Raw genomic sequence first — 19,016 nt, forward strand, 5'->3', positions numbered from 1 at the left:
GTCATGTGTCTGGGGATTCCGGGACGGGTACGCGAACTACTGGACGGATACGGAGGTCAACTCGCTCTCGTCGACGTGGAGGGGGCACCACGCAAGGTCAACATCGGAATGCTCGACGAAGGCACCGTCACGGCAGGTGACTGGGTGGTGATCCACATGGGCTTCGCAGTCGAGAAGGTCGACGAGCAGGGAGCTCGCCACGCTCGGGCCGGCCTCGAACTGATGGGCCGTGGTGGCCACGACGGTGAGGTAGTCGACTCCGATACTGGTAACGGCGAGGTCGGGACATGAAGATCGCCTGCCGTGTCATCGTTCGTGGCGTAGTCCAGGGGGTGGGCTTCCGGCCGTTCGTCCATGCGACCGCCACCGAACTGGGACTGTCGGGTTCGGTGGGAAATTCTGCTCTCGGTGTCGTGATCGACGTCGAAGGCGACGGAGAGACAATCGATGCATTTGTCGCTCGGGTGCGAAACCGCCCCCCACCGCTGGCACGGGTGGAGTCGGTAGAGCGCGAGGACTCGCGGCCGGTTGGTCGTGAGGGGTTTCGCATAGTCGAGACGGATGCGGGGTCGGTCGGGCGAACCTTGGCGCCGGCGGATGTCGGGATCTGCGACGACTGCCTCCGGGAACTGACTGATCCGAGCGATCGGCGATATCGTCATCCATTCATCACCTGCACCAACTGCGGTCCGCGATTCACGATCATCGAATCGCTGCCCTACGACCGGGCCGCTACGACGATGAAGCGATTCCCGTTGTGCGCGAACTGTGCGGCGGAGTACGTGGATCCCGCCGACCGCCGGTTTCATGCGCAACCGATTGCCTGCCCGCAGTGCGGTCCAACGCTATCGTTCGTGGAAGGGGACGCGCCCGCCGTGACCGGTGAGGGTGCACTGCTACGAGCCCGATCCCTACTGCGAGACGGGAAGATTCTTGCTGTCAAGGGAATCGGAGGATTTCACCTGGCTTGTGATGCCCGCGACGACCGCGCGGTTCACGAGTTGCGTGAACGCAAGCATCGAGCAAGCAAGCCGTTGGCGGTGATGGTGCGCGATGTGCCAGAAGCCAGAGAGTTGGGTGTGGTCGGTGATGCCGAGGCTGATGCCATGTCCTCGCGCGAGCGCCCGATTGTGCTGGTTGCCAAAGCGTCTGGATACGCGCTTTCCCCCTTGATTGCCCCCGGCATTCCGGATATCGGAATCATGCTGGCCTACAACCCGATTCAGCATCTTCTTCTGGGTTTGGCCGGAGAAGAGGCGGGCCCAGCGGTGTTGGTCATGACATCGGCGAACATCGGCGGTGAGCCGATTCTGTACTCCGACAACGATCTCGAACGATTGGGTGACCTGGCCGACGGGGTATTGACCCACAACCGTCCGATCTTGATGCCGTGTGACGACTCGGTGATGCGAATAGTCGGCAGTGGAAGACAGTTGCTTCGTCGCTCGCGCGGATATGCTCCGCTGCCCGTCACCGCGCCGTTCGACGTACCGCCTACCTTGGCGGTCGGGGCCGACCTGAAGAACACCTTCTGTCTTGCCGAGGACGGATATGTGTGGCCGAGTCAGCACATCGGAGACATGGGCGACCTCGCTGTCATCGACAGTTTTGCTGCGTCGGAGAGTCACTTCGAATCGATCACGGGGGTGGTGCCGCACCAGATCGCCTGTGACGAGCATCCTCGGTATCGCTCGTCCTCGTGGGCTCGCAGTCGTAGTGGTGACCGACCGGTGCGCATCGTCGGGCATCACCACGCACATGTGGCTTCCGTGATGGGGGAGAACGGCCGGGACGGGAGCGAACCAGTTCTCGGAATAGCGTTCGACGGCACCGGCTACGGGGCGGACGGCGCAGTGTGGGGAGGGGAACTACTGCTGGCGACGTACAAGGGTTATCGCCGTCTCGCGCATCTGGGATACGTACTGCTGCCCGGTGGCGATGCCGGAGTGGAACGGCCGTACCGAATGGCGCTCGCCCACCTGTGGCATGCCGGGTTGGACTGGGAATCCGACCTCGCGCCCGTGGCAGCCTGTCCGCCCCGAGAGCAGTCGGTCCTACTTCACCAGATGGAAACCGGTTTCGGGTGCGTGGACACCTCGAGCATGGGGCGGTTGTTCGACGCAGTCTCCTCGCTGACCGGGGTCCGTCAGAGGGTCGACTACGAAGCGCAGGCTGCCATCGAGTTGGAGGGGGTGTCGAGGGGAGTCGACAGCGCCGGTTCGCGGTACACCTTCGATTGGACGCAGTCGGACGACGATTCGTGGACAGCAGATCCGCGGTCGGTCATTCGGGCTGTTGTCCGCGATCTCCGGGAGAAGTTGCCCGCTGAAGTGATCGGCGCCCGTTTCCACGAATCCGTAGCGCACCTGGTGCTCGAGTGGGCAATTCGTGGCCGGGAACTGGCGGGAGTGGACGAGGTAGTACTCACCGGAGGTGTCTTTCAGAACCCTCTACTGCTCGTTCGGGCGTGTGCTCTGCTCTCAGACGCTGGATTCACGCCGTTGACAGGACTGGAGTTGCCGCCGAACGACGGCGGTCTCGCCTACGGCCAAGTGCTGGTGGGGAGTTCGTCATGAGGTCAGGAGTTGTGTCATGTGCCTAGCCGTACCGGGACGTATCGAGTCCCTGGAGGAACGCGACGGAACGACGATGTCGGTGGTGAACTTCGGTGGCGTCCGAAAAGAAGTGTGTCTCGAGTACATTCCGGGCGCCCAAGTCGGCGAGTACGTCGTGGTGCACGTCGGATTTGCCATCCAGCGACTCGACGAGGAATCCGCTCGCAGCACGCTGGCGGAATTCGAGCACCTCGGCGTACTGGAAGAGGAATTCGGTGACGGGTTCGAAAGGGCTGCCCGGGCCGCGGGGATCGAACCGAAGGAGACGGAATCATGAAATATCTGGACGAGTTCTCCGATCCGGAACTGGCCGGCAAACTGCTGGATCAGATCCGTGCGCTGGCCACACGGCGATGGGCGATCATGGAAGTGTGTGGTGGTCAGACACATTCGATCATCAGACACGGCATCGATCAATTACTTCCCCAACAGATCGAGATGATCCACGGACCCGGATGCCCGGTCTGTGTCACCCCGCTCGAGATCATCGACAAAGCTCTCGAAATCGCGGCAAGACCCGATGTCATTTTCTGCTCCTTCGGGGACATGTTGCGAGTTCCGGGGAGTTCGTCGGATCTGTTCCGCATCAAGAGCGCCGGCGGTGACGTGCGGGTGGTGTACTCACCGTTGGATGCACTGACTATTGCCAAGGAGAATCCGGGCCGGCAAGTGGTGTTCTTCGGGATCGGATTCGAGACCACCGCGCCGGCCAACGCCATGACCGTCTATCAGGCCAATCGCCTGGGTATCGAGAACTTCTCGCTACTCGTTTCGCACGTTCTGGTCCCGCCGGCGATGGCCGCGATCATGGATTCGCCAGAGTGCCGCGTGCAGGCATTTCTGGCGGCCGGGCATGTGTGCAGTGTGATGGGAACGTCGGAGTACCCGGCGCTGGCCGAGAAGTACAAGGTCCCGATCGTCGTCACCGGATTCGAGCCGCTGGATCTGCTGGAGGGCATCCGAAAGACGGTGCTGCAGTTGGAATCGGGTCGATACGAGGTCGAAAATGCCTACGCCCGTGCCGTCACCGCGCAGGGCAACACCGCAGCGAAAGCGATGCTCGAGGATGTGTTCGCCGTGTCGGACCGGACGTGGCGCGGCATCGGATCGATCCCGGACAGCGGTTGGCAGCTGGCACCGAAGTATGCGTATTTTGATGCCGAAGAGCGTTTTTCGGTGACCGATATCCACACTGACGAGTCGAGCGTCTGCCGTTCCGGAGAAGTGTTGCAAGGTTTGATCAAGCCACACGAGTGCAGTGCCTTCGGGAAGGAATGCACTCCGCGGAATCCGCTCGGTGCCACGATGGTGTCGTCCGAGGGGGCGTGCGCCGCGTACTACCTGTACCGGCGCCTGGAACTTCAGGAGGCGGGTCATGCCGGCTGAGGAGACCGCTGTCGTGGACTTGTCGGCGTGGGTCTGCCCACTGCCGCTGCGTGATTCGCCGAACATCGTCATGGGGCACGGTGGTGGAGGAGCGATGTCCGCCGAGCTCATCGAGCACCTGTTCCTGCCCTCGTTCGGAAGCGCTGCCGATGCAGAACTCGGTGACTCGGCCGTATTCGACGTCGGCGGGGTGCGGCTCGCGTTCTCGACCGACTCGTATGTCGTCAAACCCATGGTGTTTCCCGGCGGAACTATCGGCGATCTCGCTGTCAACGGAACGGTGAACGACCTGGCGATGACTGGAGCGCAGCCATTGGTGATGTCGACGGCATTCATCCTGGAAGAAGGGACCGCACTGACCGACATCGCGGGAATCGCTAAGGCGCTCGGTGAGGCCGCGCACGTTGCCGGCGTTCGGCTGGTGACGGGTGATACCAAGGTCGTCGATGCCGGTCACGGAGACGGAGTCTTCATCAACACCGCCGGAATCGGGATTGTCGCCGACGGGGTGGACATCAGCCCCACTCGCGCACAAGTGGGTGACGTCGTGATCGTCAGCGGCGACATCGGCGTTCACGGCGTGGCCGTGATGAGTTGTCGCGAAGGTCTCGAATTCGGGACCGAAGTGCGCAGTGATTGTGCGGCCCTGAACGGCGTGGTGGCCGACATGATTGCCACCGGCGTCGACATCCACGTCCTGCGCGACCCTACGCGGGGCGGAGTCGCCGCGACCCTCAACGAGATCGCTCAGGCGTCGAACATCGGGGTTGCGCTGGTGGAGCGAGATCTGCCGATTCCCGCTGACGTGCGCGACGCCTGTGGGCTACTCGGCTTGGATCCGTTGTACGTCGCAAACGAGGGCAAGTTGATCGCTTTCGTTCCACGCGAAGATGCCGCCCTGGTTCTGGAAGCGATGCACGGCAATCCACTGAGTGTGGGAGCCGCCGTGATCGGGGAGTGCGTGGCCGAACATCGCACAATGGTGGTGGCGCGTACGGCATTGGGAGGCAATCGGGTAGTGGATTTGCCGGCAGGTGAACAACTTCCTCGGATCTGCTGATGACTGCCGTCGGTATGAACGGGCCGGCATTGTTTGCCCGCTACGCGTATCCGCCGAACGAGTTGGGTTACTGCGGACCCGACGATCCTTCAGTGCTGCTTCGTCTGGCCAGCGGCAACTCGGGCAGCGGCGACCGTGATCACGCTCGTCAATTCGACGGTGCGTGGCCGTACCTCGAGGCATTGGCTGTAGGAGCGGGCATCGACGACCCCCTGGATCCGCGAGTGATCGAAGCCTATTGGGTGGGAGGTGATCTCCTCGACTCTCTCGATTCGGGGAAGTTGTTACAGCACTTGAGGGGGGCATTCGGTGAACGCGAGAACACCGGGTTCCTCCCCGTCCTCGGGGGTCGGGACCGCGCGCTCGCGCACCACAGTTTTCACGTATTTCTGGTGTATCCGTGGGTCAAGCTTCTTCGGAAGCGCGGTGCGGTCCCACTGTCCGTCCTCCAGAACTGCCGGATCAGATGGGGAGTGGTCGAGGACGTCGGCGAGGAGCATGCATTGGTGGTTTCGTCCCCGCTCGAGTTCGACGGTGAGCAACTCGCACGCGGCCGACCGGCAACGCAGAGAGTGCGGTGGAGGGTCGAGGGCAACGCGCTTGCGGCGATGCCCGTCCCCGGCGCTGTGGTGACGATGCACTGGGATTGGGTGTGCGACAGGATAACGGCAGAGCAATCACGTGCATTGGATGCCGCGGAAGACTCGGGATTGCGGATCGCGAACCGAATGCTGTCGACCGATATGTGATCGTCAGTTCCCCTCCAGGACGGAGGCTACGGTGAATTGGGGTAGCGCGGTAACGGACAGCGCACTGTGGTTGGCAGAGGCATATGCGATCACGGTAGTGGTTCTCGTCGTCACCGCGCTGCTGCTTGCTCGGTATACCGTCTGGGGCAACCAGTTTCGGCGAATGGCTTGGCCCTACTTCGATCCCCGGCGCACCGTCATTCCGCTGTCGATTCTCGCGTTACTGCTGCTGCTCACGATATTCGGTGTCCGCGTGACGGTGTTGTTCTCGTACTGGTACAAGGATTTCTACGACGCCATTCAGAACCTTGACGAAACCGCTTTCTGGCACTACCTGCGAGTGTTCGCGATATTGGCCGCAGTCCACGTCGCTAGCTCACTCGTCGTCTACCTGGTAGGCCAAACACTCGATATCAATTGGCGCAGTTGGCTCAATGACACATTGACCGACGATTGGCTCGACGGCCGCGCCTACTATCGCGGAAACTTCCTGGAGAACCCGGTCGACAATCCGGACCAACGTATTCAGGCAGACATCACCGCATTCGCGACGTCGTCCCGCACGTTGTCCATGGGCGCCGTCGCCGCAATGGTCTCGATCGTCAGCTTCACCAAGATCCTGTGGGATCTGTCCGGTCCCTTGACTGTTTTCGGTGCCGAGATTCCGCGAGCGATGATCTTTCTCGTCTACATCTACGTGTTGGTGACCACGGCACTCGCATTCTGGATCGGCCGGCCTTTGATCATGCTGAACTTCTTGAACGAGAAACTCGGCGCCAGCTTCCGGTACGCGTTGGTTCGACTACGGGAGTACGGCGAAAGCATCGCCTTCTATCGCGGAGAGAACGTCGAACGACGCACGCTCGGACTACGTTTTGCTGCAGTGATCCGCAATATGTGGGCGATCGTCTTCCGGACGCTCAAGTTCAGTGGCTTCAATCTGGCAGTGGATCAGACAGCGGTGGTGTTTCCGTTTCTGGTCCAGGGATCTCGATTGTTCAGCGGGCAGATCACTTTCGGCGACGTGATGCAAACTGCTCAAGCATTCGGCCAGGTGCACAATTCGTTGTCGTTCTTTCGAGAGTCCTATGCCGATTTTGCAAGTTTCCGGGCCACACTGATCCGTTTGACCGGGCTCGCCGATGCCAATCGACGTGCCCGCGCACTTCCCGTGCTCGACGCGTTCTCCGCTGGCAGTCATTTGGTTGTTCGGGGACTCGACGTGCGCACGCCGGTTGGTGAGGCGTTGATCTCCGAACTCGACATGTCACTGGGGCCCGGCGATGCACTGCTGGTGAAGGGTCCGTCGGGTAGCGGCAAAACCACGCTGCTCCGCAGCATCGCGCAGTTGTGGCCGTACACAAACGGTTCCGTGACCACCCCGGTCGGAGACGTCCTGTTCCTCTCACAACGGCCATACCTACCATTGGGTTCTCTGCGCGCGGGTTTGGCATATCCGGACCAGTTGCCCTCAGGTCAGCCGAACACCGGGCGCTCGGACTTCGACGACCGCAGGCTCCACGACGCGCTCGCCGAGGTGCATCTCGCACATTTGATCGGTCGGCTCGACGAGCCGGCTGATTGGACTCGAATTCTGTCGCCGGGCGAACAACAACGGTTGGCGTTCGCCCGAGTCCTCCTGATCCGACCGCGAACCGCATTTCTCGACGAGGCGACATCCGGAATCGACGAAGGCCTCGAGTACACGCTCTACGACATCCTTCGCCGTGAACTGCCCGACAGCATCATTGTCAGCGTCGGGCATCGCAGCACCCTCGACGTTTTTCACAATCGACAACTCGAACTGCGCGGTGCGGGACACTGGACTCTCGCTGATCACGAAGGCTGAGAAAACTTTCGACAGTCGGATTCTTGCGACAGGATTCGGCCGGGTTACCCGCCGCGCCGCGATCGATCGGAGACACGGACCGTCACGAGGTCGAAGGGTTGCGGAAGTCGTTTGTGCGCTGGAGCACCCAGGCCGCAATCCTGGTGCGCGAGCCGTACCCCAGTTTGTTCAGTATGTGATCGACGTGGCCGTCGACAGTGCGCTGAGAAATGACCAGCTTGTCCGCGATTGCTCGGTTGGTCAGGCCCTGTGCGACGAGTTCGGCCACCTGCTGCTCCCGCGGAGTCAGCACTTCGTCGGCCGCCGATTTCGGTGATCCACCGGGCGGTTGCTCTCTCAGCGCGCGGGCCGCTGCGTCGTCGAGAGTCAGAGCTCGTCCATGAGCGAATGCTGTTTGAAACACCCTGTCTCCGATCCGGTTACGAGCCTCGGTCACGCTGTTTTCGTGGTACGGGACCATGCTCCTGAAGGTGTCCATCGGGCTGCCCGTGGCGGTGAACAGCGTGTCGGCAGCTCCCATCAGTGTGGCTGCCAGCTTTGTGTCCCGGTCGACAAGCGTCCACGCGATTTCCTCGAGGCACCATGCACATCCGAACTGGTTACCCAGCCCTCGCAGCAATCGGAGAGAATCTTCGAGTAGCTCGATACCGCGAGCGTGGTTGCCATGACGCCACAGGGCGGATCCGTAGTCCGACATCGTCATCGACCGCCACAAGATTTCGCCGCGCGATTCGGTGAGGGCCAACTCCTCCTCGTAAATACTTGCAGCCCGGTCGGTTTCGCCGAGTGCGTCGACGACGAAGGCGAACCAGTAGAGCGCGGGTACCAGACGGGCGATGTCGTCGTTTGCCCGGAATGCTGCGACAGCCTGCTCCAGGTACTCGGCGCCGCGCACGAGATCGCCGTCGGCGACCGCTACGAATCCGAGCGTGTACCGCGCCAGTATGCGTCCGTCGTCGTTCCGCTGCATCTCGGCCTGTCGCCGAGCCTCTTCGGCAATGCTTGTCGCCGAAGCGATATCTCGTTGGAGGGCTGCCAGCAGTGCGCCTGTCGCGGCGGCCTCGACTACCGCCTCATCGAGAGTGCCCTCGGTCAGTTCGGGCACCTCGGCCAGGGCGCGACCCAACCAGTAGCGACCTTCGTTGAATCGACCACGTGCAAGCCAGTAATCATGCAAGGCACTTGCGGTACGCAATGTGGCTTCGACCGAGTCGGGTTCGGTCAGACCGAATTCCAACGCGGTGCGCACGTTGGGTAAGTCGCGGTCGATCCGCGTCATCCAATCGATTTGGTGCGGCCCCGTCCAGTCGACTCCGGCGCGGAAGACGAGTTGCCTGAACCACTCACTGTGCCTGCGCTGCAGCGAGACCCACTCGTCGACTGACACCAGTTCACGCCCGTAGTCGCGAAGAGTCTCGAGTAGGCGGTAGCGGACGTAAGAGCCGTTTTGTTCACGGATGAGGATCGACTTGTCGACAAGGGACATCACGAGATCGCCCAAGTCGTCGTTCTGTGCTTCGTCGGCGAGAATTCCTTCGACGGACCCGAGATCGAAGCTACCCGCAAATACGCTCGAGTTCGCCCACAACGACTTCTCCGGCGGCGTACACAGAGCGAAGCTCCAGTCGATACTCTGTGCAAGCGTTTGTTGACGCGCTGGAGCGTTCCGGCTGCCCCGCGTCAGCAGTTGGAAGCGGTCGTCGAGTTTTTGCAGGATCTGATCGACCGACATCGCCCTCAGTCGGGCAGCCGCCAACTCGATCGGCAGTGGTAGTCCTTCCAACCGGCGGACGATCTTCTCCACAGCCGCGCTGTTCTCGCTGGTGATGCGGAAGTCCGTCACGGAGGAACGTGCCCGCTGCTCGAACAGCATCATCGCATCACCATCACGGGTGTCGGTTGGCGACGGCGCCTCGGTGGGAAATCGCAGAGGCGGCACCCGTAATACCATCTCGCCGGGAATGTCGAGCGGTTCTCGGCTGGTCGCCAGAAGTGCCAATCGGGCACAGCACCGGAGAAGTTCGGCGGCGGTGTCGGCAACCCAGCCGATGAGGTGTTCGCAATTGTCCAGAACAAGCAGGACACGTTCGTCGACGAGACGGCCGATCAGTACCGATCGCGGTGACCGCGTAGATCGGTCTTGTACTCCGAGTGCGGCAAGAATCGTCTGATCGAGAAGTGCCGGCTCCCGCAGTTCGCTGAAGTCGACGAACCAGACGCCCCCGGGGAACGCACGGGAGGAATCATCGGCGGCACGGAGCGCCAAGCGGGTTTTGCCGACCCCACCCAGGCCCGTAAGGGTCACAAGCCGGTAGTCCGATAGCAGGCGTCGGACTTCTTTGGCCTCGGACCGACGACCGACGAAACTGCTCAGTTCGATCGGTAGGTTTCCTCGTTTTGCCGCCATGAGAATCGCGCCGAATTTGTACGTCCTGAGTGGATTGACCCCACACAGTGTACGCGGAATCGCGTGTGCGAAATCTGTCAAGGCACCACCGGTGTTCGCCCGTGATTGCCGTTGGGCCGAAGCTTTTCGGTGCATGACGTGGAATAGCGAGCACTTTCCACCGACGTAGTTCGCGCCTCATTCGAAAGGGATGAGAGGCGCATTTCATCTTTCTGGCGCACTTACGATTCGGGCATGAAACGTGTGTGGGAAGGTGTGCGGCGCTACGGCAAAACGCTGCACTCGGTCGGGTTGTCGTTCGGTCTGGTGTTTTTCGTCCTCTCGATGAGCCCGTCCCTCTTACCGCGCGCGTGGTACCTGCAGGGCGTGGCAACCGGTATTTCCGTCGCCACCGGGTACGGCATCGGTGTGAGCGTGGCGTGGATGATCCGCAAATGCGGAGTCGAACCGAGATGGTCGGACCGGACCAAGCGGATCGGTTGGGCCGTACTCGCCGTACTGGCAGTGATATTGGTGCCTCTGTTTCTGATCTTGGGTTCGTGGTGGCAGCAGATCGTCCGTGATCTGGTCGAGGCGCCTCGCGTGAACCGGGCGAACTATCTTCTGGTGCTGCTGATTTCGCTGGTGGTGTGGTTGACCTTGTTGGAGGTGGGTCGTGGTCTGCGGTATCTCACCAGAGGGCTCGCTGCCGTTGCTCTGCGGTTTGTTCCCAAGGAAGCAGCGAAAGTCGCGAGCTTGGTCGTCGTCTTCGCGTTGGCGATCTTCGTCGTCAACGGTGCCCTCTACAACGGGCTCATCGCTTTTGCGAACTGGAGTTTCTCCGGCGCGGACAACGACACGCCCGATGGTATCGACCAGCCTCTGATCGCCGAACGCAGTGGTTCACCCATGTCTGCCGAGGCATGGGATTCGCTGGGCAAGGAGGGTCGCACTTTCATGGGTAGCGGGCCGTCTGCGGTGCAGATTTCCGCGCTGACCGGCCGGGACGCGAAGCAACCCATCCGCGTGTACGCCGGCCGTGAGTCGTCGGATTCCGTCGACGGTGTCGCGCAGCGGGTCGTCAACGAACTCGAGCGCACCGGCGGCTTCGACCGTGCCGTCCTGGCAGTAGTGACCACCACCGGCCGCGGCTGGGTGAACGACGACGTGGCGTCCGCTTTCGAATACGTCCAGGGCGGCGACACCGCCATCGCGGCGATGCAGTACTCGTTCCTTCCCAGCCCTTTGGCATTCATCGCCGATCGCGAAACCCCGATGGCCGCAGGCCGGGCGCTGTTCAACTCTGTCTATGCGAAGTGGATCGATCTGCCGCTCGACAAGCGCCCCAAGCTTGTCGTTTTCGGCGAGAGCCTCGGATCGTACGGGGGGCAGGCCGCGTTCGCGGGAGCACAGGACATGGCGACGCGGGTGGATGGGGCGTTGTGGTCGGGGACTCCGAACTTCACCGCTCAATGGCAGGAGATCACCAGCAGTCGTGACTCCGGCTCACGGGAAGCCGTGCCGGTGATCGACGACGGGCAGTCGATTCGTTTCGCTGCCTATCCGGAGGATCTCGAACTGGATGCGCCGTGGAACGACTCACGCGTCATGTACTGGCAGCACGCCAGCGACCCAATTGTCTGGTGGTCTTTCGACCTGCTTCTGAACAAGCCGGACTGGCTTGCCGAGCCTCTCGGCCGTGATGTCGATCCGGGAATGACGTGGATACCGTTCGTGACATTCTGGCAGGTGACACTCGACATGGTCTTCTCGGCGGACGTTCCGCCAGGTCACGGGCACAACTACGGTGCCGAGGCGGCGGACATGTGGGCGCGGATCCTGCACCCCGACAACTGGTCTCAGTCGGACACCGACGCGATTCGCGGCGCTCTGACGAACGACTTTCAACCCACCAAGTAGTAGTGCGGAGTGCGGACCTCGTGACGGTCTCTCGTCGTTGGACCGGGAGTACTCGCTCTAGATCGTTCTATCACTGTTTGTCAGCTATCTAACAAGGAGCGCGATGCATTCATCAAGAACACTCGTAGCTGCGGTGGCGCTGAGCGCGATCACTGTATTTGCCGGGGCTGGGTCCGCGGTTGCCGCGCCGGCGGTCGGATCTGTCGATTTCGGTTCGTCGAGCGGATCCGGATCAGGAACCGGTTCGGCTAGCGGATCCGAATCTGGTTCTGTCGATTTCGGATCCGGCGGACCGGACGTCGAGCATCCGGTGTCGACCTGCTTCTGGTCCGTGCCGATCAATCCCGAGCGCGCGGACCCACAGCTCAACTACGCCTTTCCTGACACTGCGGCGATTTACTGGGCTGCGCAGTTCACAATCCCCGAGAACGCCGAGTTGGTTATCCGAGGGCAGTATGCGCATGCGCGCTATCAGTCGTTGAACTCGTACAACGCGGCAACCGCGATGCCGACCGCCGTCCTCAATGACATTTCGACAGCTCCCGACGCAGGTTCGCGCAACACCTATCTTCCCGGTGCCGATCGATCGAACGAAAGTGCCAGGTCGTACACGGCTTCCGTCCTCAACGAGGCCTCGCCTGTTGAGCCGAAACCCAACACCTTGTATGCCGGTGTGCCAGGTCAGGACCGGATAAGCCTGCTTTATCGCATCTACCTGCCGGACAACGGGCGTGATCTCACCGGCGGCGTTGGACTGCCTGAGCCAGAGCTGCACCTTCCCGGTGGTCAAGTGCTGCGGGGGCAGGATCTGTGTTCAGCGGTCGGTGCGGACAACGGAATCTTGAAGCCGGCTTCGCTGCCGTTAGACACGTACAAGGCATTGCGTGACCAACCGGGCAAGCCTGCGACATTCCCTTCCGAGCAGACACCAGTCTGGCGGGCGTACTACAGCGCCGAGTTCACGCTCGGCTGTACCTATCTCGGCAAATGCGATGGCACACCCCAGCGGGTGGGCGGGCAGTACTCCAACATCGACAACAGCTACGTCACAGCCGAAGTCAACCGTGGGTTCGGCGAAGTTCTAGTACTTCGGGGAGAGTTGCCGAGGACTCCGAAGACTACAGGCGGCGCAAAGAATCTCGACAGCGCGGTCGACATGCGGTTCTGGTCGATGTGCAGCAATGAATCGCTGGCAACGACGAAGGTAGCGACGTGTCTGTTCGACGAGCAGATGGCCACTGATGCGGATGGTCGCTACACGATTGTCGCGTCGCTCCCTGAAGACCGACCCGCAAACGCTACGAAGGAATGTGGGGTGTCATGGCTTTCGCTCTCGCCGGCCGGTGACGGCGCAGGGCATCCCGACGATTCCCTCTTGATCATGCGGAACATGCTGCCGGCCAAGGACTTCAGCCACGCTGCACACGATACCAAGACGCCCGGCGACGAGAAGGCCGTGATGGGAGAGTATTTGCCGGACGGGCAATATACGTCCAAGCTCGCGTTCGAGGGCAGTGGCTGCGCGAAGTAACCCGTCTTTACGCGTGAGGTCACTACTCGAGATTGTGTCTGGTGATCCTCCTCGATGATGTCGGCTGCGCTCTGCTGCGAGCGCAGCCGACACACCGTTAGCCAAGTCTTTTCGCGATCTTCGGTGGGGAATCGAGGCCTGCGGTTCAGGCACTCATCCCTTTCGAATGAGGCATCAACTACGCAGGCGCTCGCAGTGTCAGCATTGTCGCGCAGCGGTATCAGCTGTGCTCTGTTGTCCGCCGTGGCGGACAGGGGCGCCTTTTCTCGCCTACCGCCTATCCTGCTTGCTGCAATCAGAAATGAGTTTTGACATGGGTTCCGTTGTCGGAGAACTTCTCCCATTGGCCGTCGGTGTCGCCGTGTCGCCGGTGGCCGTCATCGCCACTATCTTGATGTTGCTCTCCAAGCGAGCGGGTAGCACCAGCGCCGGGTTCGCGGTGGGCTGGTTACTCGGAATCTTCATCGCTACAGTTCTTTTCGTCATCTTGTCCAGTGTCGTCAGCACGTCAGACGACGGACCGTCCGCCACGGTTTCGTGGATCAAACTAGCTCTCGGTGTCCTTCTGTTGGCCGTCGGGGTCAAGCAGTGGCGGGGGCGCAGCGGCGAGCACGAAACACCGAAGTGGATGCAAGCCGTCGACGAGATGACCGCGGCCAAGGGATTGGGCCTTGGATTCGCGCTCGCCGCGATCAACCCGAAGAACCTGCTCATGTGCATCGCGGCCGGAGTGTCGATCGGCTCGGCGTCGTTGGCGACCAGCGGAGCGATCACCTCGATTCTCGTATTCACGGTCATCGCCAGTTCAACTGTCGCGATCCCGGTCATCGGATACCTGGTGGCTGCTGATCGCCTGCGAAAGCCATTGGCCAATCTCAAAGTCTGGCTCCAGGACAACAACACCACGGTGATGAGTGTGTTGATCTTGGTCGTCGGAGTTGTTCTGATCGGCAAGGGAATTGGCGGAATCTTCTGATACCCGCTCTTTCGCGTGGTGTGAACGCGCGATTCCCGGATGATCGTTCGATCAGGCGCGCTTGACCGCGTAGTCGCCGTCGGCGTGACCGATCAGTTGCCATCCGCCCTCGATCGGGGACAGTCGGACGTCGGAGAGATTCGTGGTCTCGAGCTGTGGCCGGTCGGTGCCGGGGTACCAGGCCTCGACCCGTCCGGTGCCGCTCCCGTCAAACCCGTCACGCGATACCTCCGTCAGCGTGCCGGGCGCTGCCCGCGGATACGCTCGCGAGAGTGGCGCGGCGAATCCCTCTACGAGCCCGAGTGATTCACCGGACGGGCAGTCGATGCGATTCAGATTTCCCTGCGGCTGGTGGGTATTGCCGTCGCGAACCGGGTGGGGGTCACCGCACGCTTGTGTCCACGACCACCACGCGCCGCCCATCCGGTACCTGTCGGTGGCATCGACGAAGCGGTCGACGTCTGCTCTCTGCTCGCCGGCATCCCCGAACCAACCCCATTCACCCGTCCACAACGGGGCGTCGTACCAGGCGGCAGCGCGGTCGGCGATCTTGAACCCGTCTTCGATTCCGGGAAATTCGCTACTGACCGTTATCGATTCGCTGTAGAGATGGGGCGAGAAGACCACCAGAGGATCGGTCAGGTAATGGCGAGGGGGCAGCGCGTCGAGGCCGAAAGCCGACCAGATCGCGCTGGGCTCGAAGAACACGAGGTGTGGAAATCCTCCTGCTTCGGCCTGCCTGATGGCGTGGGTGGCCCGCTTGTAGAACTGCCCGATCTGATCAGCTGCCGTGAATGGATCGCGCAGGCCGGGGTTCGGTTCGTTCAACAGGTCGTATCCGGCTACAGCTGGTTCGTCTTTGAACTCGGCAGCCAACCGCGCCCACGTCGCGACGAGGCGACTCTGGATTCCTTGCTCGTCGTCGTAGAACGCCTGGAAGGCATGGGCGATCGCGGGTGCGGCTTCCCTGAGTCCACCGATGTTGCAGGTTGTCCATCCGCCGGTCAGGGTTGCCCACTCGGGTGCGCCGTCCCAGCCGACTCCCGGCCGCATGAATGACGGGCACGACTGGTCGCTCGGGGTGCCGACGTACGGGCCCCATGCATCCTGATGCATGTCGAGAACGGTGTAGATGCCGTGGTCTTTTGCATCCTCGACCGCTACTCGAACGCGGTCGACGTACGCAGTGTCGAATGCACCGCGGATCGGTTCCAGGAGGGACCACGCGACGTTGAGTCGGACGACGTTGAAGCCCAGCGCTGCCATCTGCGCGAAGTCCGTTCTTCCCAGCGGCGTAACGGTGGGTAGACCGGTGCCGTTGGTTGCGTAGTCATTGAGACCGTTGGCGTTCACGCCGCGGAGCAACACCGTTCGTCCGTCGACGTCCTTGATCGTTCGATCTGCGACGGTCAGTTGGGGGAGAGTCCAGCCCGGATCCGGTGGTGCAGCGTTCGCCGCCGGAGTTGCAATCTGGAGGACCAGGATTGCGAGGGTGGCAAGCAACAGCGCACGCATCCATCGACCTTTCTAGACAAACGTCCAATTCCGAGTCGAGGCTAGCGTGAGAAGACCTCTTTCCGGCGCGGTTTGCTCATACCTGTCACGGCCCCGCGTTGCCGAGAACACGTCGGACACGTGCTCCTGCTGGAGGTGTCATCATTGTCGACAAGTCTCGACCCGAGGGAGCCCTGGTGAAGCTTGCATTGACTGATCTGATCGAACAAATGCCTCGTGACGATTTGGCGAGTACGCGAGCGTTCTATGCGTCGCGGCCTGCCGGTGTCGGTCCGAGTTCCCTGCAGGAACTGCTTGTGGTGCGAGCATCCAGGGTGGTTGATCCCACGGCGAGCCGGGCTGTTGAACACACACTCGACATCGAGGGCCGATCCGTTTCGGTACGCGTAGTCACTCCGAAAGACGGCGATGTCAACGGGGTCTATCTGTATCTTCCGGGTGGGGGTTTCTACATGAGTTCAGCGGCCAGCGCTGACGCCCGAAGCATGAGACTTGCCGACGAGGTCGGGGTGGTAGTGGTTACCGTCGATTACCGGCTTGCACCGGAATTCCCTTGGCCGGCAGCGCCGGACGATTGTGAGGCAGTCGCCTTGTGGCTGCTTGAGGTCGCTGCCGAACGGTTCGGGACGACCAGGCTCGCCATCGGTGGCATGTCGGCGGGAGCAACCTTGGTGACGACGACGTTGCTGCGCCTTCGTGATCGAGGTCTGGCCAAGGCATTTTCGGGTGCGGTGCTGGAAGCGGGCACGTACGACGTCAGTGCCCAGACTCCCGCGGGCCGCACCATCAGCGACGAATACTTCATCGAAGCCTACGTCGGCCATGTCGATGATCGCACTCTTCCGGATATTTCTCCGACATTCGGCGACCTCAGCGGCCTGCCGCCGACCCTCGTTGTCGTTGGATCAGAAGACGTGGTCCTGGCAGAGAACCTTGCCATGGTGGCGCGACTGTCGGCGGCCGGAAACGACGTCGACTTGCGTCTCTATCCTGATGTCCCGCATGGATTTACAAACCATCCAACGCCTGTTGCCCGCCGCGCTGCGTCGGATATGGGTGCTTGGCTTCGGAATCGACTCGACTCCGACCCCGCGTGACAAGCACGGGCGCGGCCGCGGTCTGTCGTTCGAACGGGCCCGGCGTGGTCGATGGCGACGCAGTGACGGGCAAGAGTTTCTTCCTGCCGGATGGCGGCTGGCCGGGCACCTGAACACATGTCCGGTTTCTGGAGCAAAGTCGGGACGAGGAGCGTGCCACCCTTGTAATCTCGCACGGGAGTTTGCGGGGCGCGGGGTATCCCGCACAGCGAATGAGAGGATGAAGGTGACAACTGTCTACACGCGCCGCCGAGGGGCGCGCCCTTTCGGAATCGCCCTCGCTGCGCTGGTCGCTATGGGTGCGGCCCTGACAGGCCCCACACTCGCCTCCGCTTCGAGCGGCGACCTGCAATTGGGTTCGAGTCAGTTCGGATCGTCCGGGGAGCAACCGCCGCTGCCGGAGATCCCACCGCCGTCCGCGGCCGAGATCAGGCTCGACGAGGCGCGGAACTTCCGCGATATCGGCGGGTATCGGACTACCGACGGCAGGACCGTCCGGACAGGCCTGGTGTTCCGTTCCAACAAGCTCAGCTCGCTCAATGAGACTGATCTGGCAAAACTCACCGCCGCGAACCTGACCCTCGACGTCGACCTGCGCAACGCCTCCGAACGTGCGGAGGATCCCGATCGGATCCCCGCCGGGGTCACCTACCAGGTCGCCGACGTCGTCAGTATCGAACACGGCATCGCGTTCCACGAGTTCGTTCCCCTGACCCTCGGTCGCGCGTTGATCGACGGCGCAGTCAAGGGAACCTCGAACATCGGCCAGAGCATCGGCTACCCGTTCATGGTCAACTACCGTGGTTCCGATGTCGCCTTCCGTGACCTGCTGACTGCGATCGCGAACAACTCCGACGGCGCAACCGTCTACCACTGCAGTGCAGGGAAGGACCGCACCGGTTGGGGTACCGCGATCCTGCTGACCATTCTGGGTGTCCCGCGTGAGTTCATCAGTGCCGATTTCATGGCGTCGAACACGTACCTGGGCCGGGACGACGCGGTGGACCTGTCGTGGCTCGATGCGGCGTATGCACAGGTGGACCGGCTCTACGGCGGTATGGATACTTACGTACGGGAGGGCCTCGGCGTCGACCAGGGCACTGTCGACTCTCTGCGCGCCAAGCTTCTCCTCTAAGCGGAGCTCCACGCCCGGCTTCTTGCCTACTCGGACCTTCTTCTGTCCCAGTGCGACCTGTGGTTGCGGGAGCGCGCGATTGTGTGGCGCCGCTCCTGGGGTGGGCCCGAGGTTTCTTGGCCGTGTGCGATCACCAAGTGGCGCAAGAACTTGGCGCGCAAGAATCACGACTGGTCATGGACTCGACGCTGGCCAATTGGTCAGCATCGAATCGAGAGCCTCGAGGATTCTTGCCCAGCTTTCGGCGCTGTCCGGTGCACTGTGGCTGAACGATCCACCCAGCTCGAGGCTGGCGTACCCATGAAAAACGCTGCCGAGCAACCGAACTGCGTGGGTCTGATCGAGATCGGTGAGGTTGTACCCGCGCAGAATCGATCGCATCATCTGCGAGTGTCTGAAACCCGCGCTCGCGGCCGCGGCCTCCGGGGTGAGGCGCATCTGTGACGCGGCGTACCGACCAGGGTGTGACCTCGCGTAGTTGCGGTACACGTTCGCGAAGGCGGTCAAGGCGTCGCGGCCGGACCGACCGGCCACGGCGTCGGCAGCCTGGTCGGCCATCTCTTCCAAGGCAAGCAGCGCGATTCTGGTTTTGAGGTCGTTCGAACTTTTCACGTGCGAGTACAGGCTTGCGACCTTGACGTCGAACGCTCTGGCGACCGCCGATACGGTCACCTGCTCGAAGCCCACCTCGTCGGCCAATTCGGCGCCCGCCACGGCGAGGCGTTCGGGTGTCAGTCCTGCGCGAGGCATGTCCGTTGGTCCTGTTCGTCGAGAAGTGAAACCGCTTGCCTAAATAG

Annotated in this window: 15 protein-coding genes; 12 read left to right on the forward strand and 3 right to left on the reverse strand. The window is 62.0% G+C overall.

The features are described 5' to 3' along the window. Nucleotides 1–3 precede the first annotated feature (3 nt). From M0639_RS12505 to M0639_RS12535, 7 genes are read left to right on the forward strand one after another with little or no spacing between them, the layout of a single operon-like run. Nucleotides 4–291, forward strand: a complete 288-nt coding sequence (locus M0639_RS12505) for a HypC/HybG/HupF family hydrogenase formation chaperone (RefSeq protein ID WP_007735086.1) — start codon at nucleotides 4–6, stop codon at nucleotides 289–291. Continuing rightward, nucleotides 288–2,576, forward strand: coding sequence for a carbamoyltransferase HypF (gene hypF / locus M0639_RS12510; RefSeq protein WP_050655148.1), 2,289 nt, complete (start codon nucleotides 288–290; stop codon nucleotides 2,574–2,576). The genes M0639_RS12505 and hypF overlap by 4 nt, the downstream gene beginning before the upstream one ends. Nucleotides 2,577–2,592: 16 nt before the next feature. Beyond that, a complete protein-coding gene (locus tag M0639_RS12515) occupies nucleotides 2,593–2,892 on the forward strand; it encodes a HypC/HybG/HupF family hydrogenase formation chaperone (RefSeq protein WP_003942168.1) in 300 nt (99 codons plus the stop codon). Next, nucleotides 2,889–4,001 carry a hydrogenase formation protein HypD gene (gene hypD / locus M0639_RS12520; RefSeq protein WP_007735088.1) on the forward strand — a complete coding sequence of 371 codons (1,113 nt, stop codon included), beginning with the start codon at nucleotides 2,889–2,891 and terminating at the stop codon, nucleotides 3,999–4,001. Before M0639_RS12515 ends, hypD begins: the two co-directional genes overlap by 4 nt. Continuing rightward, entirely contained in the window at nucleotides 3,991–5,061 is a 1,071-nt protein-coding gene (gene hypE / locus M0639_RS12525) for a hydrogenase expression/formation protein HypE (RefSeq protein ID WP_058038669.1), read from the forward strand. The genes hypD and hypE overlap by 11 nt, the downstream gene beginning before the upstream one ends. Then, nucleotides 5,061–5,810 (forward strand): DUF6390 family protein, encoded by a 750-nt coding sequence (locus tag M0639_RS12530; protein ID WP_030535596.1) that lies wholly within the window; start codon nucleotides 5,061–5,063, stop codon nucleotides 5,808–5,810. The genes hypE and M0639_RS12530 overlap by 1 nt, the downstream gene beginning before the upstream one ends. Nucleotides 5,811–5,841: 31 nt before the next feature. Continuing rightward, a complete protein-coding gene (locus M0639_RS12535; protein ID WP_064073676.1) occupies nucleotides 5,842–7,659 on the forward strand; it encodes an ABC transporter ATP-binding protein/permease in 1,818 nt (605 codons plus the stop codon). Nucleotides 7,660–7,741: 82 nt separating this feature from the next. Here M0639_RS12535 and M0639_RS12540 read toward each other — a convergent pair whose 3' ends face one another. After that, the gene (locus tag M0639_RS12540; RefSeq protein WP_058038845.1) at nucleotides 7,742–10,066 is read right to left on the reverse strand and encodes an ATP-binding protein; all 2,325 of its coding nucleotides are present in this window, start codon (nucleotides 10,064–10,066) and stop codon (nucleotides 7,742–7,744) included. Between the two features lie 234 nt (nucleotides 10,067–10,300). Here M0639_RS12540 and M0639_RS12545 point away from each other — a divergent pair, with 234 nt between their 5' ends. The 3 genes from M0639_RS12545 to M0639_RS12555 all read left to right on the forward strand — a co-directional run bounded on the left by M0639_RS12545 (nucleotide 10,301) and on the right by M0639_RS12555 (nucleotide 14,472). After that, nucleotides 10,301–11,965: an alpha/beta hydrolase gene (locus tag M0639_RS12545; protein WP_047271397.1), complete on the forward strand. Its 1,665-nt coding sequence runs from the start codon at nucleotides 10,301–10,303 to the stop codon at nucleotides 11,963–11,965. A gap of 103 nt (nucleotides 11,966–12,068) precedes the next feature. Continuing rightward, nucleotides 12,069–13,496: a hypothetical protein gene (locus M0639_RS12550; RefSeq protein WP_064073675.1), complete on the forward strand. Its 1,428-nt coding sequence runs from the start codon at nucleotides 12,069–12,071 to the stop codon at nucleotides 13,494–13,496. A gap of 313 nt (nucleotides 13,497–13,809) precedes the next feature. Continuing rightward, on the forward strand, nucleotides 13,810–14,472 hold the full coding sequence (locus tag M0639_RS12555) for a GAP family protein (protein WP_064073674.1): 663 nt from the start codon (nucleotides 13,810–13,812) through the stop codon (nucleotides 14,470–14,472). A gap of 51 nt (nucleotides 14,473–14,523) precedes the next feature. On the opposite strand, the gene M0639_RS12560 is transcribed toward M0639_RS12555, so the two are convergent. Then, nucleotides 14,524–15,987, reverse strand: coding sequence for a glycoside hydrolase family 5 protein (locus tag M0639_RS12560; protein WP_064073673.1), 1,464 nt, complete (start codon nucleotides 15,985–15,987; stop codon nucleotides 14,524–14,526). A gap of 176 nt (nucleotides 15,988–16,163) precedes the next feature. Here M0639_RS12560 and M0639_RS12565 point away from each other — a divergent pair, with 176 nt between their 5' ends. Then, complete coding sequence (locus M0639_RS12565; protein WP_064073672.1) at nucleotides 16,164–17,084, forward strand: alpha/beta hydrolase; 921 nt, start codon at nucleotides 16,164–16,166, stop codon at nucleotides 17,082–17,084. Between the two features lie 220 nt (nucleotides 17,085–17,304). Next, nucleotides 17,305–18,219: a tyrosine-protein phosphatase gene (locus tag M0639_RS12570; RefSeq protein WP_007735104.1), complete on the forward strand. Its 915-nt coding sequence runs from the start codon at nucleotides 17,305–17,307 to the stop codon at nucleotides 18,217–18,219. Between the two features lie 174 nt (nucleotides 18,220–18,393). Here M0639_RS12570 and M0639_RS12575 read toward each other — a convergent pair whose 3' ends face one another. Next, entirely contained in the window at nucleotides 18,394–18,969 is a 576-nt protein-coding gene (locus M0639_RS12575) for a TetR/AcrR family transcriptional regulator (RefSeq protein ID WP_030535586.1), read from the reverse strand. Nucleotides 18,970–19,016: the final 47 nt, after the last annotated feature.

Origin of the sequence: Rhodococcus qingshengii JCM 15477 (assembly GCF_023221595.1) — a bacterium.
Lineage (GTDB): Bacteria > Actinomycetota > Actinomycetes > Mycobacteriales > Mycobacteriaceae > Rhodococcus_F > Rhodococcus_F qingshengii.